This is a genomic window from Amycolatopsis australiensis (assembly GCF_900119165.1).
Taxonomy (GTDB): Bacteria; Actinomycetota; Actinomycetes; order Mycobacteriales; family Pseudonocardiaceae; genus Amycolatopsis; species Amycolatopsis australiensis.
Genome location: NZ_FPJG01000006.1, coordinates 2,277,390 through 2,295,458 on the forward strand (window position 1 = coordinate 2,277,390; position 18,069 = coordinate 2,295,458).

Sequence of the window (18,069 nt, forward strand, 5' to 3'; positions counted from 1 at the left end):
AATCGCGGAGGTGCGACATGGGACGGGGATGGCGAGGCGGCCGCGGCTGGCAGCAGGCCGAGGTGCCGCCGGCGGACGACGCGGCGGCCTGGTTCGGCGGGCGGCTGCCCGACGGCTGGTTCACCGGCGCACCGGAGGTCACGGTCGACCGCGACGAGATCATCGTGGTCGGCGAGCTGCCGCCGCTGACCGAGGAGTACGCGGACGACGCCGCCCGCGCGGCCGCCGAGGACGGCCGCATCAGCCGGTTCCGCGAGGACACGCGGGACGAGCGCATCGAGATCGCGCGCCAGGGCGAGCACCGCTACCAGCGCAAGGTGGCGTGGGGCGCGCGGCTGGGCGGGACGAAGGCGCTGTTCACGACGCATTCGGTCCCGGTGATGACGCGGCTGCGCCAGCCGGAGCGCCGGGTGCTGGACACGCTGGTCGACGCGGGTGTGGCCCGGTCGCGGTCGGACGCGCTGGCCTGGGCGGTCCGGCTGGTCGGCGAGCACGCGGACAGCTGGCTGGCCGAGCTGCGGGAGGCGATGAGCAAGGTCGACGACCTGCGCTCGAAGGGCCCGGACCTCGCCTGACGAGTCCGCCGTGCGGCCGGTCGTGAGTGTGAACAGGGTTCTAACCCTGTTCACACTCACGACCGGTCTTGGTCCGCGCGGCCGGCACCCGATAGAGTTCGTCGTGCCCACGGTCCGTGCCGTGGATCCGCCGTCGCACAGGGTCTTTCACGCGAAGGAAGGCGTCCACGGACGGCAGGTTCACCCGGCGGCAGCTGATCAAGGGCACGCTGGCGGTCTCACTGGTCCCCGCACTCCCGGCCCCGCCCGCGCGCCGGTACCGCGTCGACGTCCCCGTCCTCCCGTGGCCGGCGGCGAACGACATCGTCGCGAACACCACGATCCCCACCTTCCCGGACCGCAGCTTCCCCATCACCGGCTACGGCGCGAAGAGTGACGGCAAGACCGACAACACCGCGGCCATCGGGAAGGCGATCGACGCCTGCGCCGCGGCCGGCGGCGGGCACGTGATCGTGCCCTCCGGCGGCAGCTTCCTCACCGGCGCGATCCACCTCAAGAGCAACGTCGACCTGCACCTGGAGCCGGGCGCGGTGCTGACGTTCAGCGGGGACGCCTCGAAGTACCCGAACGTGCTGACCCGCTACGAAGGCATCGAGTGCGTCAACCGCTCGCCGATGATCTACGCCTACGGGCAGAAGAACATCGGCCTGACCGGCAAGGGCACGCTCGACGCCGCGGCCACGTCGTCGTGGAACAAGGGCAGCGACCGCGCCTACCTGGAAACGCTGGTGGCCAAGGGAACCCCGCCGGACAAGCGGGTCGTCCCGGGTTCCGGGCACACCATGCGCTCGGCGTTCGTCGAGCCGTACGCCTGCGAGAACGTGCTGATCCAGGGCGTGACGCTCAAGAACCCGATGTTCTGGCAGCTGCACCCGACGCTGTGCCGCAACGTCACGGTCGACGGCGTCACCACCGATCCCAGCACCGCGCACAGCAACACCGACGGCTGCGACCCCGAGTCATGCGACCACGTCGTGATCGCGAACTGCGTCCTCGGCGCGCACGACGACAACATCGCGATCAAGTCCGGCCGCGACGCCGACGGGCGCCGGGTGAACGTGCCCTGCCAGAACCTGGTCGTCGTCAACTGCGTGATGAACGGCAACTGGGGCGCGATCACCTGCGGCAGCGAGCAGACCGGTGGGATCCGCAACGTCTACGCGTACCGGCTCACCGTCAAAGGCGACACGAAGTTCGCGCTGTACGTGAAGTCGAACACGCTGCGTGGCGGGTTCTCGGAGAACATCAACCTGGACAGCGTCAGCGGCACGTTCGCCCGCGCCTTCGTGTACGTGACCTCGACGTACAACAGCCAGACCGGCGGTTACGCCCCGTCGTTCGGGCCGTTCACGATCAGCAACTGCGCGAGCACGAAGGTCGCGGGCAAGACCTTCGACGTCAGCGGGCTGCCGAACGCCCACGTGCACGGGCTCGCCGTGACGAACTGCGCGTTCGCCGGTGTGTCCGACACCTCGAACACGCTGAAGTACGTGGACAACGCCCGGTTCACGAACGTGACGGTCAACGGCAGGCCGATCTGAACCTGCGGGATCGGCGCGGCTGCGGCAGGCTTACTACCAACGAGTAGGAAGCCTGCCGTTCGTCCTTTCCGGAGGTAGCCGTGGACGTCCCCGAAGTGCCCTCGAAGGTGGATCCGGACGCGCTGACCAACGTCCTCGACGGCCGCTGGGCCGACCTGCGGCGCGCGGTGCGGGCCCAGATGACCGGCACGGAGTTCCGGGACCCGGTGGACCTGGACGTCGAGGCCCACCGCGCCCAGGTGCTCGACCAGCTGCGCGCGCTCGCCGCGACCGACCGGCCCGCGCTGGGCTTCGACCCGGCCTACGGCGGCGGGGGCGATGTCGGCGGCTCGGTGACGTCGTTCGAGCTGCTCGGTTACGGCGACCTGTCGCTGATGGTGAAGGCCGGTGTCCAATGGGGACTGTTCGGCGGCGCCGTCCAGCTGCTGGGCACCGAGCGGCACCACGAGAAGTACCTGCGCGAGATCATGAACCTCGACCTGCTCGGCTGCTTCGCGATGACCGAGCACGGTCACGGCTCCGACGTCCAGCACCTCTGCACGACGGCGACCTATGTGGACGGTGGCTTCGTCGTGCACACGCCGGACGCCATGGCGCAGAAGGAATACATCGGCAACGCGGCCCGCGACGGCCGGATGGCGGTGGTGTTCGCCCAGCTCGTCACGGGCGGGGAGTCGCGCGGCGTGCACGCGTTCCTGGTGCCGATCCGCGACGCGGAAGGCAACCCGATGCCGGGGGTGTCCATCGAGGACTGCGGTCCGAAGGCAGGCCTCAACGGCGTCGACAACGGACGGTTGAGCTTCGACCACGTCCGGATTCCCCGCGAGGCCCTGTTGAACCGCTTCGGTGACGTCGCCGAGGACGGGACGTATTCCAGCCCGATCGAGAGCGACAGCCGCCGGTTCTTCACGATGCTGGGCACGCTGATCCGCGGCCGGGTGAGCGTCGCCGGCAGCGCGGGCAGCGCGACGAAACGCGCGCTGGCGCTGGCGATCCGCTACGGCGAGCAACGGCGTCAGTTCATGACGCCGGACGGCGACGAGGTCGTCATCCTCGACTACCTGGCCCACCAGCGGAAGCTCCTGCCGGCGCTGGCGAAGACGTACGCGCTGCACTTCGCGCAGGAGGAGCTGGTGTCGAAGCTGCACGACATCGACTCGTCGGCGCCCGAAGAGGAGCAGCGCGAGCTGGAGTCGCGGGCCGCCGGGCTGAAGGCGGTCGCGACGTGGCACGCGACGTCGACGATCCAGGCGGCGCGCGAAGCGTGCGGTGGCGCGGGCTACCTGTCGGAGAACCTGCTGCCCGGGCTGAAGGCCGACACCGACGTCTTCACGACGTTCGAAGGCGACAACACGGTGTTGCTGCAGCTGGTCGCGAAGGGCCTGCTGACCAGCTACAAGCACGACTTCGAGGACCTTTCGCCGCTGGCGACGGCGCGATTCTTCGCCGAGCAGGTGGTCAGCACGGTCCTGGAGCGCACGTCGGCGCGCAAGGCCGTCGAGTCGCTGACCGTGGGCTCCGACTCGGACGTTTTCTTCCGCCGCGAGTGGCAGCTGCGGCTGTTCGAGGACCGCGAGGAACACGTCGTGGAAGGGGTGGCGAAGCGTCTGCGCAAGGCGGCCTCCGACCCGTTCGGGGTGTTCAACTCGGCGCAGGACCACGTGCTGCGCGCCGGCCGGGTGCACGTGGAGCGGCTGGTGCTGGAGGCGTTCACGGCGGCCGTCGAGCGGTGCGAAGACCCGGACGCCCGCACGCTGCTGGAGCGCGTCTGCGACCTGTACGCGCTGTCGGCGATCGAAGAGGATCTGGCGTGGTTCCTGGGCCACGGCCGCCTGACGGCGTCGCGCGCGAAGGCCGTGACGGCGGCGGTGAACAGCCTGTGCTCCCAGCTGCGGCCGCACGCGCGGGCGCTGGTGGACGCGTTCGCCATCCCGGAGCAGTTCCTGGCGGCGCCGATGCTGCGGTCCTGAGCGGACGGTCCTTCGGGTGGACGTCTACAGTGGCGCGTCCGCTTCCCGTCTCCCCGAAGGACTCCCCGTGGGCGCACGCCGTGAAAGACGCTTGCTCGAAACCGCCGCACCGATGCTGCAACCGGGCGAAACGCCCGAAGTGATCGCCATGGCGAAGGTGGGCTCGCTGCGGAAGGTGATGGGTGAGCACTTCGCGCTGAGCATTGCGACGGCGGTGCTCAGCGGTGGGACGATGTTCTCGCTCACGGCCCAGCGCGAGCTCTACCTGCTGCTGACCGACCGTCAGCTGCTGTTCTTCGAGGCCGACCCGTACACCGGCGGCCCGGGCAAGGCGCTGTTCGGCGTGCCGCGCACGCACGTCGCGATCACCGAGCCGACGTCCGGGTTCCTGGTGAAGTTCGAGCTGTTCGTCCACGGCTGGGACCAGGCCATGACGTTGTCGATGCCGCCGCTTCCGCCCTCGCTGCGGAAGAAGGGCCTGCGCCTGGTCGCCGCGCTGCCGCGGGTGCCTGCCGCGGCCTGACCCCCAGGGGGTGGCCGGCTGTCGGGGAGCCGGCCACCCCGGGCCGTCAGGACCTGCGGCGCTTGCCGTCGTCGTCGGTGACTTCGAACTGCTCCTTGCGGACCTTGCCGGAGACGGTCTGCTCGTCGGTGACCGTCTCGGTCCGCAGCCGCGCCCGCTCCACCGGCACGGATTCCTTGCGCACCACGGGTTTCTCGGCGTGGAGGACGACGTCCTGCTCGGCCTCACCGATCTCGGCCCCGCCCCGGCCGTCCTTGATCGGCTCGCGTTCGATGCGCACTTCCTCGTGCCGCACCGGAACGGTGACCTGCTGCTCTTCGGTGACGACGTACTTGCGCAGGCGCACGCGCCCGGTTTCGACCTGCTCGGTGCCGACGTTCAGCCGCTCCTCGGAGCGGGTCATGGCCTCGGGCTTGCCGCGGCCGCCGCCCATCGCGGGATCGCGGCGCTGCGACCGTTCGCCGGTCCGGCCCGCCATCCGCCCGTCGGGGGAGGTCCGCGGCATCGGCAGGCCGTAGTGCCGGTAGAGCTGCGCGCTCTCCTCCGGAGACAGGTGGCCGTCGGCGTCGATGCGCGGCGCGTCGGTGACGGCTTCCTTGTCGACCTGGACGTGCACGCCGTCCTTGTCGGTGTGCGCGCCGGAGAGCGGGACAAAGCTCTCCTTGGTGCCGAACAGGCCGGTCTTGACGGTGATCCACTCCGGCTGGTGCGTGGCGTCGGCGAGGTAGACGTTGCCGACCTTCCCGAGCTTGTTGCCAGCCGGGTCGACAACGGCGCTGTCGATGAGCTCTTGGGGCTGCATGGTCATGGCCGCTCCTTTCGCACGTTGGGTCCGTACGGCCACCGTCGGACGCGCCGGTGATCACGGCAACCGTCGTGGTGTCCCCGTGGGTGACCCCGGAAAGTGGTGGTTTGAAGCGCGGCCCGCTGGCGAGGACCGGGGTGGCCGCCCAGGTGGTGCGGGGTGCCGCCGCCGTGATCGAAGACGTGGGTGATGCCGCGAAGGTGTATATGTGACCGGCGCCACATTTCGGGCTGTCACAACGCCGCCGCGGACCTCGTCAAGGGGGTGAAGCAAGCGACGGAAGGAAACAGCGATGGAAGCGCGTCTCAACGTGTTCGAGAACGAGGTCACGACGAAGTTCTTCAAGCGCCTGATCGCGGCGTCCCGCCCGATCGAGGAGTCGACGCTGCCGAAGGCGACGCAGGAGCTGGTGAAGATCCGCGCGAGCCAGATCAACGGCTGCGGAATGTGCCTGGACATGCACACGAAGGACGCGGCGGCGGCGGGCGAGACGGCGGTCCGCCTGGCGATGGTGGCGGCGTGGCGCGAAGCGGTGGTGTTCACGGAGGCGGAGCGCGCGGCCCTGGCGCTGACCGAGGAGGGAACCCGCCTGGCGGACGCCCACACGGGAGTCAGCGACGAGACGTGGGCCCAGGTCCGCAAGCACTTCGACGAGGACCAGATCGGCGCGCTGGTCTGCCTGATCGCGGAGATCAACGCGTGGAACCGCTTGAACGTGATCGTCCGCAACCCGGCGGGCGAGTACCAGCCGGGAATGTTCGGCTGAGGTACGTGGGGCTTCGTTCGCCGGGGGTGTGCGAGCGAAGCCCCTTTCCGGCTCAGGCGTACATGGCCAGCCAGATCGCGATGTAGTGCGAAATCGCCGCCAAAACGGTGCAGGCGTGGAAAAACTCGTGGTACCCGAACGTGTCGGGCCAGTAGTTCGGCCATTTCACGGCATAGAACACCGCGCCGAGCGTGTAGAACAGCCCGCCGACGCACAGCAGCACCAGCGCCGCGATTCCGGCGTGCGTTGCCAGCTCCGGGAAGACGAACACCGCCACCCAGCCCAGCGCTATGTAGATCGGCACCCCCACCCAGCGGGGTGCGTGCGGCCACAGCATCTTCAGTGCCACGCCCAGGATCGCGCCGCCCCAGACGATCGACAGGATCACGTAGCCCGTCGGCTTGGACATCGCCAGCAGGGTGAACGGCGTGTACGTGCCCGCGATGAACAGGAAGATCATCGAGTGGTCCGCGCGCTTCATCCACTTGTACCCGCGGGGGCTCCACAGGTGACGGTGGTACAGCGCGCTCACGCCGAACACGCCCATCACCGTCAGGCCGTAGACCGAGGTCGCCAGTGTCGCGAGCGGGGACACTGTGGACGCCGCCAGCGCGATCAGCGTCGCCGCCGCCACCAGGGCGCCGAAGAACGTCCAGAAGTGGATGTGGCCCCGCAGCCGTGGGCGGAGGTCCACTACGGGCTCGGGTGGTTCCGTCTTCAGGCTCACCATTCCAGGTTACGGGACCGTAGGTTTTCCGGCACTGCTCAAGGCGAGTCACGCGCCTCACACCGGGTGCGTACTCTTCCTGGACGTGAGTGTTCGCTCCTTCTTGTCCGACGTCGTGTACAGCGCCTACGGCAGGCGCCTGATCCAGCAGGCGGCCGGCCGGCATCCCCGGCACATCGCCATCATGCTCGACGGCAACCGCCGTTGGGCCCGCGAAGCGGGCTTCACGGACGTTTCGGACGGCCACCGCGCCGGGGCGAAGAAGATCGCGGACTTCCTGAGCTGGTGCCAGGAGGCCGACGTCGAGGTCGTCACGATGTGGCTGCTCTCGACCGACAACCTCAACCGGGACCCCGACGAGCTCACGCCGCTGCTGAAGATCATCACCGACGTCACCGACGAGCTCGCCGCCCCCGGCACGCCCTGGCGGCTGCGGATCGTCGGTGCGCTCGACCTGCTGCCCGCCGACGTCGCCAAGCGCCTCAGCGAAGCCGCGGCGCGGACCGAGGGGCGGACCGGGATGGAGGTCAACGTCGCGGTGGGTTACGGCGGACGCCAGGAAATCGCGGACGCCGTGCGCAAGCTGCTGCTCCAGCACGCCGACGAAGGCACGTCCATTCACGAGCTGGCGAAAATCCTCGACGTCGACCACATCTCGGAGCACCTCTACACGTCCGGGCAGCCGGATCCGGACCTCATCATCCGCACTTCCGGTGAGCAACGGCTTTCCGGATTCCTGCTCTGGCAGTCCGCGCATTCGGAATTCTGGTTCACCGAGGCGTATTGGCCGGCCTTCCGCCGCGTCGACTTCCTGCGTGCCATCCGTGACTACGCCTGGCGGCACCGCCGGTTCGGGGCCTGAACACGCCGAAAGGCCCCGGAGCGCACTCCGGGGCCCTTCGCCGACGGCTCAGTGGTGGTGGTGCTCCAGCGAGTGCAGCACCAGGGCCGGGGTCAGTGCGACGCCGGTGTAGGCGCCCGCGACCAGGGAGGCCGCACCATAGCCCAGGGCGCCGCCGCCTTCGATGAACGTCGCGTACGCGTCGCCGAACGTCGGGTCCGGGGTGCCCGTCGTGTCGCCCGTCGCGGCGAACGCGGTGCTGCCGACCATCATGAGACCCGCGGCGGTGGCCGCGACGAAACCAGCCTTCTTCAGCACTTCGCACACTCCTAGGTAGAACTGGTGAATACGGGCACCGGATGTCCGGTGGTGTGTTCCCGCAGGCAGGAAATTACTCGTTGACCTGGGCTGCCGAGGGGTGAGTAAGCCCATTGTGTGAGCCCTGTGCAGGCGCTTTCACCCGGCCCGGTGGGGAAAACTGCGGCGGAGAACCGGACGTGGTAAAAGCCGTTCAGTCGATCTTGTGAATACGACCGGTCACAATTCTCATCAAGATCATTCCGGTGGGGGCGCGTCGATCGGGGAGTCGATCACTCGCCGTGACCGTAACGGTGTGTCGATGTCGGCCGACCGACGGTGAGGTGACGATCTGGCGAATCACCGTGTTGGCTCCCTGCGCGATCCCGCATTCGTGGGTACCTTCCGAGATGAGGGCACGCGTTCCGTGCGGGTCCTCGCGGGAGGCCCTGGTCGTGACGGTGATCGAGGGGGCGGCTCAGCCGCCCACGAGACGCACGAGGGGGCCGGCACCCGGCCCTCGCGGCCGCGTCACCTGACCCAGGTCAGGAGAACGGTCCAGCCAGGGAGGTGCCCGGCCCAGCGAGTGCGGGCGTGAGGTGCACACGCCCTCGAGGGAGATGCCGTCGTGACTGCGCAGCGTTTACCCCGTAAGGCCTCTGGCCGTTCTTCGACCGGTGCCGTTCCTGGCCCGGAGAAAGCCTCGACCTCGCCCGAATCCCAGCGGTCCACCTTTGTTCTGGACACGTCGGTCCTTCTTTCGGACCCCTGGGCGGTGACCCGGTTCGCCGAGCACGCCGTCGTTCTGCCGCTGGTCGTCATCAGTGAACTGGAGGCGAAGCGCCACCACCCGGAGCTGGGCTGGTTCGCCCGGGAATCCCTGCGCATGCTCGACGACCTGCGCCGCCAGTACGGCAGGCTCGACGCGCCGCTCCCGATCGGGGACCACGGCGGCACGCTGCAGGTGGAGCTGAACCACTCGGACCCGACGGTCCTCCCGGTCGGGTTCCGCACGGACTCCAACGACCACCGCATCCTCGCCTGCGCGCTCAACCTGGCGGCGGAACGCGAGCCGGTCACGCTGGTGACGAAGGACATCCCGCTGCGGGTCAAGGCCGGGGCCGTCGGCCTCGAGGCGGACGAGTACCGCGCGCAGGAAGTGACGCCGTCCGGCTGGACGGGCATGGCCGACGTCGACGTCCAGCAGGAGGTGCTGGACGCGCTGTTCGGCGGCAGCACCGTCGACCCGGTCGAATGGGGCATGGACGAGCTCGCCGAACTGCCCTGCCACACCGGGCTGCGGCTGCTCGCGGGCACCTCCAGCGCGCTGGGGCGGATCACGGCGGACAAGCGCATCCGGCTGGTCCGGGGCGACCGCGAGGCGTTCGGGCTGCACGGCCGCAGCGCGGAGCAGCGCGTCGCGCTCGACCTGCTGCTCGACTCCGACGTCGGCATCGTGTCGCTGGGCGGCCGGGCCGGCACCGGCAAGTCGGCGCTCGCACTGTGCGCCGGGCTGGAAGCGGTGATGGAACGCCGTCAGCACCGCAAGGTCGTGGTGTTCCGCCCGGTCTACGCGGTCGGCGGCCAGGACCTCGGCTACCTGCCCGGGTCCGAGAGCGAGAAGATGCAGCCGTGGGCGCAGGCGGTGTTCGACACGCTCGGCGCGCTGGTCAGCCAGGACGTCCTCGACGAGGTCTTCGACCGCGGCATGCTCGAAGTGCTCCCGCTGACCCACATCCGCGGCCGCTCGCTGCACGACACGTTCGTGATCGTCGACGAGGCCCAGTCGCTGGAGCGCAACGTGCTGCTCACGGTGCTCTCGCGGCTCGGCACGGCGTCACGGGTGGTGCTCACGCACGACGTCGCCCAGCGCGACAACCTGCGCGTCGGACGGCACGACGGCGTCTCCGCGGTGATCGAGAAGCTGAAGGGTCACCCGCTGTTCGCGCACGTCACGCTGACGCGCTCGGAGCGTTCGCCGATCGCCGCCCTGGTCACCGAGATGCTGGAGGACCACGGCTGACGGGCCCCGGGGGCGGCGCGCCCGCGCCGCCCCCGGCTCGTCACCAGCCCGAGGGCAGCGGGCGGCCCTCGGCGAACCCGGCCGCCGACTGGACGCCCAGCAGGGCGCGTTCGTGGAACTCCTCCAGGGTGCGCGCGCCCGCGTAGGTGCAGGACGACCGGACGCCGGAGCCGATCGAGTCCAGCAGGTCCTCGACGCCCGGCCGCTGCGGGTCGAGGGCCATCCGCGACGACGAGATGCCCTCCTCGAACAGCGCCTTGCGCGCCCGGTCGAACACGTTGTCCGTGCGCGTCCGAGCGCCCACCGCGCGCTTCGACGCCATCCCGAACGACTCCTTGTACGGCCGGCCCTGCTCGTCGAACCGCAGGTCACCGGGGGATTCGTACGTCCCGGCGAACCACGAGCCGACCATCGCCGCCGACGCTCCGGCGGCCAGCGCCAGCGCGACGTCACGCGGGTGGCGGACGCCGCCGTCGGCCCAGACGTGCTTGCCCAGCTCGCGCGCCGCGGCCGCGCAGTCGGCGACCGCGGAGAACTGCGGGCGGCCCACGCCGGTCATCATCCGCGTGGTGCACATCGCGCCCGGCCCGACACCGACCTTGACGACGTCCGCGCCGGCCTGGATGAGGTCGCGCGTGCCCTCGGCGGTGACGACGTTCCCGGCGACCACCGGGACCTTCGGCGACACCGACCGGACGGCCTTCAGCGCGGCGATCATCTTCTCCTGGTGCCCGTGCGCGGTGTCGACGACCAGCACGTCGACGCCCGCGCTGAGGACGGCGTCGGCCTTCGCGGCGACGTCGCCGTTGACACCGATCGCGGCCGCGACGCGCAGCTTGCCCGCGTCGTCGACGGCCGGGGTGTAGATCTCCGCGCGGAGAGCCCCGACGGCGGTCAGCACGCCCGCGAGACGGCCGTTGTCGTCCAGGCCGAGCGCCAGGTTGGCGCCGTGGCTGTGCAGCAGCTCGAAGACCTCACGCGCGGGTGTGGTCAGCGGTACCGCGACGCTCGCCGGCTGTGCGACGTCGGCCAGGCGCGCGAAGCGGTCGACGCCCGCGCAGGACGCTTCGTCGACGATGCCGACCGGGCGGCCTTCGCCGTCCACGACCACGACGGCGCCGTGGGCCCGCTTGTGGACGAGGTTGAGCGCGTCGGCGACCGCGTCGCCGCCGGTGAGGACCAGCGGGGTGTCCCAGACCGTGTGCCGGCTCTTCACCCAGCCGACGATCTCGGCGACGGCGTGACTGTCCACATCCTGGGGCAGCACGACCAGGCCGCCGCGGCGGGCGACGGTCTCGGCCATCCGCCGTCCGGCGACCGCGGTCATGTTCGCGACGACGATCGGGATGGTCGCGCCGGTGCCGTCGGCGGTGGAGAGGTCGACGTCGAAGCGGGACTCCACGTCCGAACGGTTCGGCAGCAGGAACACGTCGTCGTAGGTCAGGTCGTGGGCGGGCCGGTGGCCGTCGAGGAAACGCACGAGTCACCAGACTACCTGGCGAGCCCGTGGCAGGATCTCAGGGTATGAGCCGCCGCGACCGGGACGCCGAGGGACGGGCACGCAACGCACGGCCGCGCGACGGCCTTGGCAGGCCGCTCCCGTACGGCGCCGACGGCGTCGAACGCCAGCCGGAGGGCATCGAGCGGACGCCGGCGCAAACGCTTGCGGAGGCCCAGCGCCTGCTCGACGACGGCAAGCCGTTCCACGCGCACGAGGTCTTCGAGGACGCGTGGAAGACAACGGACGGCCCGGACCGCGAGCTGTGGCGCGGCCTGGCGCAGCTGGCGGTGGGGCTGACCCACGCGGCGCGCGGCAACAACGTGGGCGCGGTGTCGTTGCTGGAACGCGGCGCGGCGAACATCGAGCCGTTCCGCGGCGAGCCGCCACACGGCATCGACGTCGCCGGGCTGCAACAGTGGGCGCGAAGCCTGGCCGCTGAGGCGCAGCTGCGGGTCCGGATCTCGCCGTCCCCGCCGCGGCTGACGGCCGGCTAGGGCTGGTCCCAGCCGCTCGAAGCCGCCTTCTCCGCGCCGATCGTCGTGCCCTCGCCGTGGCCGGTGTGGACCTTCGTCGCTTCCGGCAGGACGAACAGCTTCTCGCGGATGGACCGGACGATCGTCGGGTAGTCCGAGTAGGACCGGCCGGTGGCGCCGGGGCCACCGTGGAACAGCGTGTCGCCGGTGAACAGCACGCCCAGCTCCGCCGCGTACAGGCAGACCGCGCCCGGGGCGTGGCCCGGCGTGTGGATCACGCGGAAACCCGTGCCCGCCACCGTGATCGTCTGGCCGTCCTTCAGCTCGCCGTCCGGCGCGCGGTCCGGGTGGGTCTGGTCCCACAGCACGCGGTCGTCCGGGTGCAGCAGGATCGGCGCGCCCGTGGCTTCGGCCAGCTCCGGGGCGGCGTTGACGTGGTCGTTGTGCGCGTGCGTGCAGACGATCGCGGCCAGCTTCCGCTCGCCGACGACGTTCTCGATCGCCTTCGCGTCGTGGGCCGCGTCGATCACGATCACCGCCGTGTCGTCGCCCACGATCCACACGTTGTTGTCGACGTCCCAGCTGCCGCCGTCGAGCCGGAAGACGCCGGAGGTCACCAGGTTCTGCACGATCGCCGTCATGGGGCCGACCCTAACGGTCATGCGACCGGTAGATGACATACCGACGGTATGCTACTTTCGAGTCACCTTACTTCGAGTAAGTTCGAAAGGGGACGCGATGACCCGGGACCTCCTGGCCGAGCCGCTCAAGCTGCGCTGCGGCGCCGTGCTGCCGAACCGCCTGGTCAAGTCGGCCCTGAGCGAGCAGCTGGGCGATCGCCGCAACGGGCCGACGCGGGAGCTGCACGAGCTGTACCGGACCTGGGCCCACGGCGGGGCCGGCGCGCTGATCACCGGAAACGTCATGGTCGACCCGGCAGCGCTCGGCGAGCCGCGCAACGTCGTGGCGACCGCGGACCCGGCCGGCTTCCGCGCGTGGGCGCGGGCGGCCGAGGGCACGGATACGCGGTTGTGGGTCCAGCTCAACCACCCTGGCCGGCAGAGCCCGCGATACCTCTCGCGGGAGCCGGTGGCGCCGTCCGCCGTGCCGTTCGGCAATCGCGGCATCCGCACCGCCTTCGCCGCTCCGCGCGCGTTGACCGGCGACGAGATCGAAGCGATCGTCGAGCGCTTCGCGGTGGCCGCGCGGACGTTCGTCGACGCCGGCTTCCACGGCGTCCAGATCCACGGCGCCCACGGCTACCTCGTGTCGCAGTTCCTCTCGCCGCTGACCAATCTGCGCACCGACGAGTGGGGCGGCGACGCCGTCCGCCGGCGCCGGTTCCTCCTGGAGATCGTGCGCCGGGTGCGGGCGGCGGTCGGCGACGACGTCCCGCTGGCCGTGAAGCTCAACAGCGCGGACTTCCAGCGTGGCGGCTTCACCGAGGACGAGTCCCTCGAGGTCGTGCGCGAACTCGGCGAAGCCGGGCTGGACCTGCTGGAAGTTTCGGGCGGCACGTATGAGAAAGCCGTGATGATGGGTTCGAGCCGAGCCAGCACGCAGGCGCGCGAAGCGTACTTCCTGGGCTACGCGGCGAAGGCCCGCGAAGTGTCCGACGTCGCCCTGATGGTCACCGGCGGCTTCGCGACGCCGGAGGGCATGACGGAGGCGTTGCGCTCAGGCGCGCTGGACGTCATCGGGCTCGGACGGCCACTGGTCGTCGACCCGCGGCTGCCGGCACGGCTGCTCGACGGCGAAGACGTCCGCGCCGAGCGGCTCTGCCCGAAGACCGGCATCCGGCTGGCCGACAGCCTGCTGGAGATCCAGTGGCACACCCGCCAGATGCACCGGATCGCCGCCGGCAAGCCGGCCGACCGGCGCGGCGCGCTGCCGACACTGGTGCGCGCCGGGCTGACCGACGGGCTCAACGCGTTCCGCCGCGTCCGCGGCTAGCCCGGCTGGGCGGTTCCGGGCCGGGTGAGCCGGCGGTCGTACAGCAGCGCGCCCGCGGCGAGCGCGATGAAGAACAGCCCGATGAACACGCAGTTCAGCGTCACCCGGCCGTAGCCGAGCGCGCCCGCGTCGACGAACGGGTACGGGTAGAAGCCGGTCAGCGCGCCACGCGGCAGCGTGAACGCCAGCCAGGCCAGCGGGTAGACCAGCGACCACCGGACCGCCGGCCACGTCAGCGCGCCGCGCGGGCCGACGAGCAGCCAGCCGAGCACGAACAGGATCGGCGTCACCTTGTGCAGCACCGTGTCGGCGAACAGCGACAGGCCGTGCAGCTCGTAGAGGCCGGCGAGGGCGACCTGGTAGACGATGCCGGTCACGGTGATCCCCACCAGCGCGTCGAGCCAGAGGACGGTGAACAGCCGCCCGCGGGCCACGCCCAGCGCGACGAGCGCGGCGGTGAGCGCGACCAGCAGGTTCGAGTCGATGGTGAAGAAGCTGAGCAGGTTCGCCACCCGGGCGCCGGGCGTGTTCACGGTGGCGACGACCTGGGCGACCAGACCGGTCAGCGCGACCAGGGTGGTGACCGCGAACCAGGCGCGGGTGGGCATCTCGCTGCGCATCCGCGGAGAATAACTCCACTGTGGACGATGTCGGGGGCCGGGGACCACTCGATCGGGTAGCGCCGGTCGGCCGCCGCGGGTCTTATCCTCGGCGGGGATGGACGTCGAACGCACGCCGGGGCGCCGCGGCCGCGTCGCGCTCGGCCCGGCGGAGGAAACCGGCCCGGTCGCCGCCTTCGCGCGGCGCCTGTGGGAGCTCAAGCGCGCGGCCGGTGACCCGTCCTACGACCGGATGCGCGACCAGCTGGGCGCGCTGGCGTCGAAGTCCGCGCTGTCGGCGGCCGCACGCGGGCGGCACCTGCCGAGCTGGGAGACGACTTGGGAGTTCGTGCGCGTCCTCGCGGTCGGCGTGCTGGGCCAGGACGAGACGGCGGCGCGGCTGGAGTGGCGTGGCCGCTGGGAACAGGCGCGCGAGCCGTCCGCGCCGGAAGCCCTGGCACCGGAACCCGCGCCGCCGCGGCGGCGCTGGGCGGCGTACGGGCTGGCGGGCGCCGTCGCGATCGTGCTCGTCGTCGCCGTGCTGCTCGTCTTCGGCGGCGCGTTCTCGGTGGAGGAGCCCGCCGCGGCCGGCGACGTGTCGGAGTTCGTCGCCGACGTGACGGTCCCGGACGGCACCGCGGTCCCGGCGGGCAGCCGGTTCGTCAAGACGTGGGAGCTGCGCAACGCCGGATCCGTCGGATGGATCGGCCGCTACCTCGTCCGCTCGGGTTCGTTCGGCAGCCCCGGCGAATGCCGCACGCCCGGCCGCGTCCCGATCCCGTTCACCGCGCCCGGCGAGCACGTCCGGATCTCCGTCGACGTGCAGGCGCCGCCGGCCCCGGGGCATTGCCAGGTCTACTGGAAGATGGCCGACGCGGAGGGCCACCTGCTGCTGCCGGACGCGCGCGCGGTGTTCTTCTCGGTCCGGATCGTGCCCTGAATTTGGCCATCCAGTGCCGCCGGTCAAATCGCTGACCTGCGCGGATGATCTTGGTTTGGCTTTCGCGCCGGGATGGCCGCCGAATGCCTTCCGCGGTACCGGCGGCGATCCCTAACGTCGTCGGTGCCCGGAACTCCCGGGCGAATCCATTTCATCTTTCTTGGCAGGGAAGGGAATCCATGCGTCCGAAACTGAAGGTCGCGGCCGTCGTCGGGACCGCGCTCGCCGCGGGCCTGCTGCCGGCCGGCACGGCTTCGGCGGCGGCCCCGGCGGCCGGCACCGTCGCGAGTGATCCGATCATCACGTGCGAGTCCGGGTACCACGGCTGGATGCGCCGCGCCGGCAAGGACGCCATCTGCCTGTGGCCGGGCGAGCGCACCTGGGACATCCGCGTCTTCGAGTGCGCGGGCGACCTGACGCTGTACTTCGAGAACGGCAAGCAGGCCTACTGCGGCGGCTCGATGAAGTTCGGCATCGACATCGCCGAAACGTCCCATGTGGTCAAGACGAAGGTGGGGAACCGCTGATGCGCAAACTGATCGCGATCGCTCCGGTGGTAATCGCCGCGACGCTGCTGACCGCGCCGTCGGCCTCCGCCGCGACGAAAGTGTGCGAAGGCGGCCCGCTGATGGGCGGGGCGACGAAGGTCGTCGAGGTGAGCGCCGGGCAGAAGATCGACATCACCGTGCACAACCACGACTACCGCGCCATGCTCGTCCAGATCGTCGAGGACGTCTTCGACAAGGGCCTGTGGAGCGGCGCGATCGCCCCGGGCAAGGAGCACACGGTGTCCCACGGCGTGCTCGGCGACCCGCCGGTGTACCACAAGATCCGGTTCGAGGTGACGTCCAACCTGTCGAACAATTACACGTACGCGATCAAGTCCGACCGCTGCTACTGACGCCGGGCGCGTCCCGGTGCCGTCCGCACCGGGGCGCGGCCGTTCTCCCGATGGCCGAGTTTCGAGGTCAGCTCCCTTCCGAGCGGTCGCCGTGCAGCAGGCCGCGGACGGTGTCGATCGTGTCCGCCTCCGCCGGGTCCTTGTCCGGGCGGTAGCGGACCACCCGGGCGAACCGCAGCGCGACACCGCCCGGGTAGCGGGTGCTGACCTGGGCGCTGTCCAGCTCGATCTCCACCACCACCTCCGGGCGCACGTACACCGTCCAGTCGTCGCGGCGGGTCTCGATCTCCTGGAACGTCCTCGTCTGCCAGGCCAGCAGTTCGTCGGTCATGCCCTTGAAGGTCTTGCCCACCATGATCGGCGGGCCGCCGTCCGGGTCGCGGGCGCCCAGGTGGAGGTTGGACAGCGTGCCGGTGCGCCGGCCGTGTCCCCACTCCGCCGCGAGCACCACGAGGTCGATCGTGTGCACCGGCTTGACCTTCAGCCACGCCCGCCCGCGCCGCCCGGCCGCGTACGGCGACGCCAGGTCCTTGACCATCACCCCTTCGTGGCCCGCGTCCATGGCCGCTTCCAGCACCGCCTCCGCCCGCGCGGTGCCGATCTCGCCCGGGATCACGTGCGCCCCGGCGACCTTGCGCAGCGCCGCGTTGCGCTCGGACAGCGGCGCGTCCAGCAGGTCGACGCCGTCGAGGTGCAGGCAGTCGAAGAAGTACGGCCGCAGCAGCAGCGCCTTCACCTGCTCCTCGCGCGTGCTGCCGAACCGGCTCATCGTGTCCTGGAACGGCCGCGGCCGCCCGGCGTCGGTCAACGCCAGCGTTTCGCCGTCCAGCACCACCGACTCGCACGGCAGTGCCCGCACCAGCTCGACCAGCTCCTGCACGCTGCCGGTGATCTCGCGCAGCGTGCGCGTCCACACCCGGACCTCGTCGCCCCGGCGGTGCACCTGGATCCGCGCACCGTCCATCTTGTACTCGACGATCGCCTCGGCGTGCTCGGCCACCGCCTCGTCGAGCGACTCCGCCGGCGACGCCAGCATCGGCCGGATCGGCGTGCCCAGCGTGAGCCGGAACTCCGCCAGCGCGGCCTGCCCGCCGGTCAGCGCCGCGACGCCGGTGACGCCCAGCTTCCCGGACAGCATGAAGGCCCGCCGCACGTCCTCGGCCGGCACCTCGGCCGCGGCCGCGATGGCGTCGACCATCACGCCTTCCAGCGCGCCCTGCCGCAGCTCGCCGGTGACCAGCCGGAACAGGAACTGCTGCTCCTCCTTCGTCAACCGGGCGAACAACGCGCGCAGGATCTCCTGACGGCGGCCCGAAGAGCCCGTGCCCGCCGCGACACCCGCCGCCGAGGTCAGCGCCGCGTCCACCTCGGCCACCGTCACCTGCGGTGCCGGAGCGGGCGAAGCGCCCAGCGCGGCCAGGGTGCGCCAGCCCGCGCCCAGCCTGTCCTGCGCCGTCTGTCCCGTCAGGTACGCGATGACCGTGGGCAGCTCGGCCGTCTCCGCCGCGCGCAGCACCGCGGCCAGGAGGGCGATCTTCGCCTTCCTGGACCGGGTCGCCGCCAGCTCGGCGGACGCGTGGACCAACTCGCTCAGCAACACCCCGACATCATGACCCGCACCACCGACAATTTCA

General features: G+C 70.9%; 20 protein-coding genes. 13 read left to right on the top strand and 7 right to left on the bottom strand.

The annotated features are described in order from the left end of the window. Positions 1–17 precede the first annotated feature (17 nt). The 4 genes from BT341_RS12210 to BT341_RS12225 all read left to right on the top strand — a co-directional run bounded on the left by BT341_RS12210 (position 18) and on the right by BT341_RS12225 (position 4,609). Positions 18–575, top strand: a complete 558-nt coding sequence (locus BT341_RS12210; protein ID WP_072476401.1) for a hypothetical protein — start codon at positions 18–20, stop codon at positions 573–575. A 116-nt stretch (positions 576–691) separates the two neighbouring features. Further along, positions 692–2,116: a glycoside hydrolase family 28 protein gene (locus tag BT341_RS12215; RefSeq protein WP_245804949.1), complete on the top strand. Its 1,425-nt coding sequence runs from the start codon at positions 692–694 to the stop codon at positions 2,114–2,116. Positions 2,117–2,196: 80 nt separating this feature from the next. Continuing rightward, on the top strand, positions 2,197–4,086 hold the full coding sequence (locus BT341_RS12220; RefSeq protein WP_072476402.1) for an acyl-CoA dehydrogenase family protein: 1,890 nt from the start codon (positions 2,197–2,199) through the stop codon (positions 4,084–4,086). Between the two features lie 148 nt (positions 4,087–4,234). Beyond that, positions 4,235–4,609, top strand: coding sequence for a hypothetical protein (locus BT341_RS12225; RefSeq protein ID WP_218177728.1), 375 nt, complete (start codon positions 4,235–4,237; stop codon positions 4,607–4,609). A gap of 46 nt (positions 4,610–4,655) precedes the next feature. Here the strand turns inward: BT341_RS12225 and BT341_RS12230 are convergent, their stop codons facing one another. Then, positions 4,656–5,417 (bottom strand): DUF2382 domain-containing protein, encoded by a 762-nt coding sequence (locus BT341_RS12230; protein WP_072476404.1) that lies wholly within the window; start codon positions 5,415–5,417, stop codon positions 4,656–4,658. 50 nt (positions 5,418–5,467) lie between these two features. Here BT341_RS12230 and BT341_RS45240 point away from each other — a divergent pair, with 50 nt between their 5' ends. Both BT341_RS45240 and BT341_RS12235 read left to right on the top strand, forming a co-directional pair. Then, a complete protein-coding gene (locus tag BT341_RS45240; protein WP_177328789.1) occupies positions 5,468–5,626 on the top strand; it encodes a hypothetical protein in 159 nt (52 codons plus the stop codon). 80 nt (positions 5,627–5,706) lie between these two features. Beyond that, complete coding sequence (locus BT341_RS12235) at positions 5,707–6,180, top strand: carboxymuconolactone decarboxylase family protein (RefSeq protein WP_072476405.1); 474 nt, start codon at positions 5,707–5,709, stop codon at positions 6,178–6,180. A 52-nt stretch (positions 6,181–6,232) separates the two neighbouring features. Here BT341_RS12235 and trhA read toward each other — a convergent pair whose 3' ends face one another. Further along, complete coding sequence (gene trhA / locus BT341_RS12240) at positions 6,233–6,910, bottom strand: PAQR family membrane homeostasis protein TrhA (RefSeq protein ID WP_177328790.1); 678 nt, start codon at positions 6,908–6,910, stop codon at positions 6,233–6,235. 82 nt (positions 6,911–6,992) lie between these two features. Between trhA and BT341_RS12245 the strand changes: the two genes are divergently transcribed. Continuing rightward, positions 6,993–7,769, top strand: coding sequence for an isoprenyl transferase (locus BT341_RS12245; RefSeq protein WP_072476407.1), 777 nt, complete (start codon positions 6,993–6,995; stop codon positions 7,767–7,769). Positions 7,770–7,817: 48 nt separating this feature from the next. Here the strand turns inward: BT341_RS12245 and BT341_RS12250 are convergent, their stop codons facing one another. Continuing rightward, entirely contained in the window at positions 7,818–8,066 is a 249-nt protein-coding gene (locus tag BT341_RS12250) for a hypothetical protein (protein ID WP_072481913.1), read from the bottom strand. A 607-nt stretch (positions 8,067–8,673) separates the two neighbouring features. On the opposite strand from BT341_RS12250, the gene phoH2 reads away from it, so the two are divergent. Further along, positions 8,674–10,068 (top strand): RNA 5'-3' helicase PhoH2, encoded by a 1,395-nt coding sequence (gene phoH2, locus BT341_RS12255; RefSeq protein WP_072476408.1) that lies wholly within the window; start codon positions 8,674–8,676, stop codon positions 10,066–10,068. Positions 10,069–10,108: 40 nt separating this feature from the next. Here the strand turns inward: phoH2 and guaB1 are convergent, their stop codons facing one another. After that, positions 10,109–11,548: a GMP reductase gene (guaB1, locus tag BT341_RS12260; protein ID WP_072476409.1), complete on the bottom strand. Its 1,440-nt coding sequence runs from the start codon at positions 11,546–11,548 to the stop codon at positions 10,109–10,111. 44 nt (positions 11,549–11,592) lie between these two features. On the opposite strand from guaB1, the gene BT341_RS12265 reads away from it, so the two are divergent. Next, positions 11,593–12,063: a DUF309 domain-containing protein gene (locus BT341_RS12265; protein ID WP_072476410.1), complete on the top strand. Its 471-nt coding sequence runs from the start codon at positions 11,593–11,595 to the stop codon at positions 12,061–12,063. Here BT341_RS12265 and BT341_RS12270 read toward each other — a convergent pair. After that, positions 12,060–12,683, bottom strand: a complete 624-nt coding sequence (locus tag BT341_RS12270; RefSeq protein WP_072476411.1) for an MBL fold metallo-hydrolase — start codon at positions 12,681–12,683, stop codon at positions 12,060–12,062. The genes BT341_RS12265 and BT341_RS12270 overlap by 4 nt on opposite strands. Before the next feature lie 97 nt (positions 12,684–12,780). Between BT341_RS12270 and BT341_RS12275 the strand changes: the two genes are divergently transcribed. Continuing rightward, positions 12,781–13,995: an NADH:flavin oxidoreductase/NADH oxidase family protein gene (locus BT341_RS12275; protein WP_072476412.1), complete on the top strand. Its 1,215-nt coding sequence runs from the start codon at positions 12,781–12,783 to the stop codon at positions 13,993–13,995. On the opposite strand, the gene BT341_RS12280 is transcribed toward BT341_RS12275, so the two are convergent. Then, complete coding sequence (locus BT341_RS12280) at positions 13,992–14,615, bottom strand: Pr6Pr family membrane protein (RefSeq protein ID WP_072476413.1); 624 nt, start codon at positions 14,613–14,615, stop codon at positions 13,992–13,994. The genes BT341_RS12275 and BT341_RS12280 overlap by 4 nt on opposite strands. Positions 14,616–14,712: 97 nt before the next feature. On the opposite strand from BT341_RS12280, the gene BT341_RS12285 reads away from it, so the two are divergent. From BT341_RS12285 to BT341_RS12295, 3 genes are all read left to right on the top strand, one after another. Further along, the gene (locus BT341_RS12285) at positions 14,713–15,534 is read left to right on the top strand and encodes an NBR1-Ig-like domain-containing protein (RefSeq protein ID WP_072476414.1); all 822 of its coding nucleotides are present in this window, start codon (positions 14,713–14,715) and stop codon (positions 15,532–15,534) included. Positions 15,535–15,713: 179 nt separating this feature from the next. Continuing rightward, on the top strand, positions 15,714–16,061 hold the full coding sequence (locus BT341_RS12290; protein ID WP_072476415.1) for a hypothetical protein: 348 nt from the start codon (positions 15,714–15,716) through the stop codon (positions 16,059–16,061). Continuing rightward, the gene (locus BT341_RS12295; RefSeq protein WP_072476416.1) at positions 16,061–16,435 is read left to right on the top strand and encodes a cupredoxin domain-containing protein; all 375 of its coding nucleotides are present in this window, start codon (positions 16,061–16,063) and stop codon (positions 16,433–16,435) included. Before BT341_RS12290 ends, BT341_RS12295 begins: the two co-directional genes overlap by 1 nt. Before the next feature lie 67 nt (positions 16,436–16,502). On the opposite strand, the gene BT341_RS12300 is transcribed toward BT341_RS12295, so the two are convergent. Next, complete coding sequence (locus BT341_RS12300) at positions 16,503–18,035, bottom strand: ATP-dependent DNA ligase (RefSeq protein ID WP_072476417.1); 1,533 nt, start codon at positions 18,033–18,035, stop codon at positions 16,503–16,505. Between the last annotated feature and the right edge of the window lie 34 nt (positions 18,036–18,069).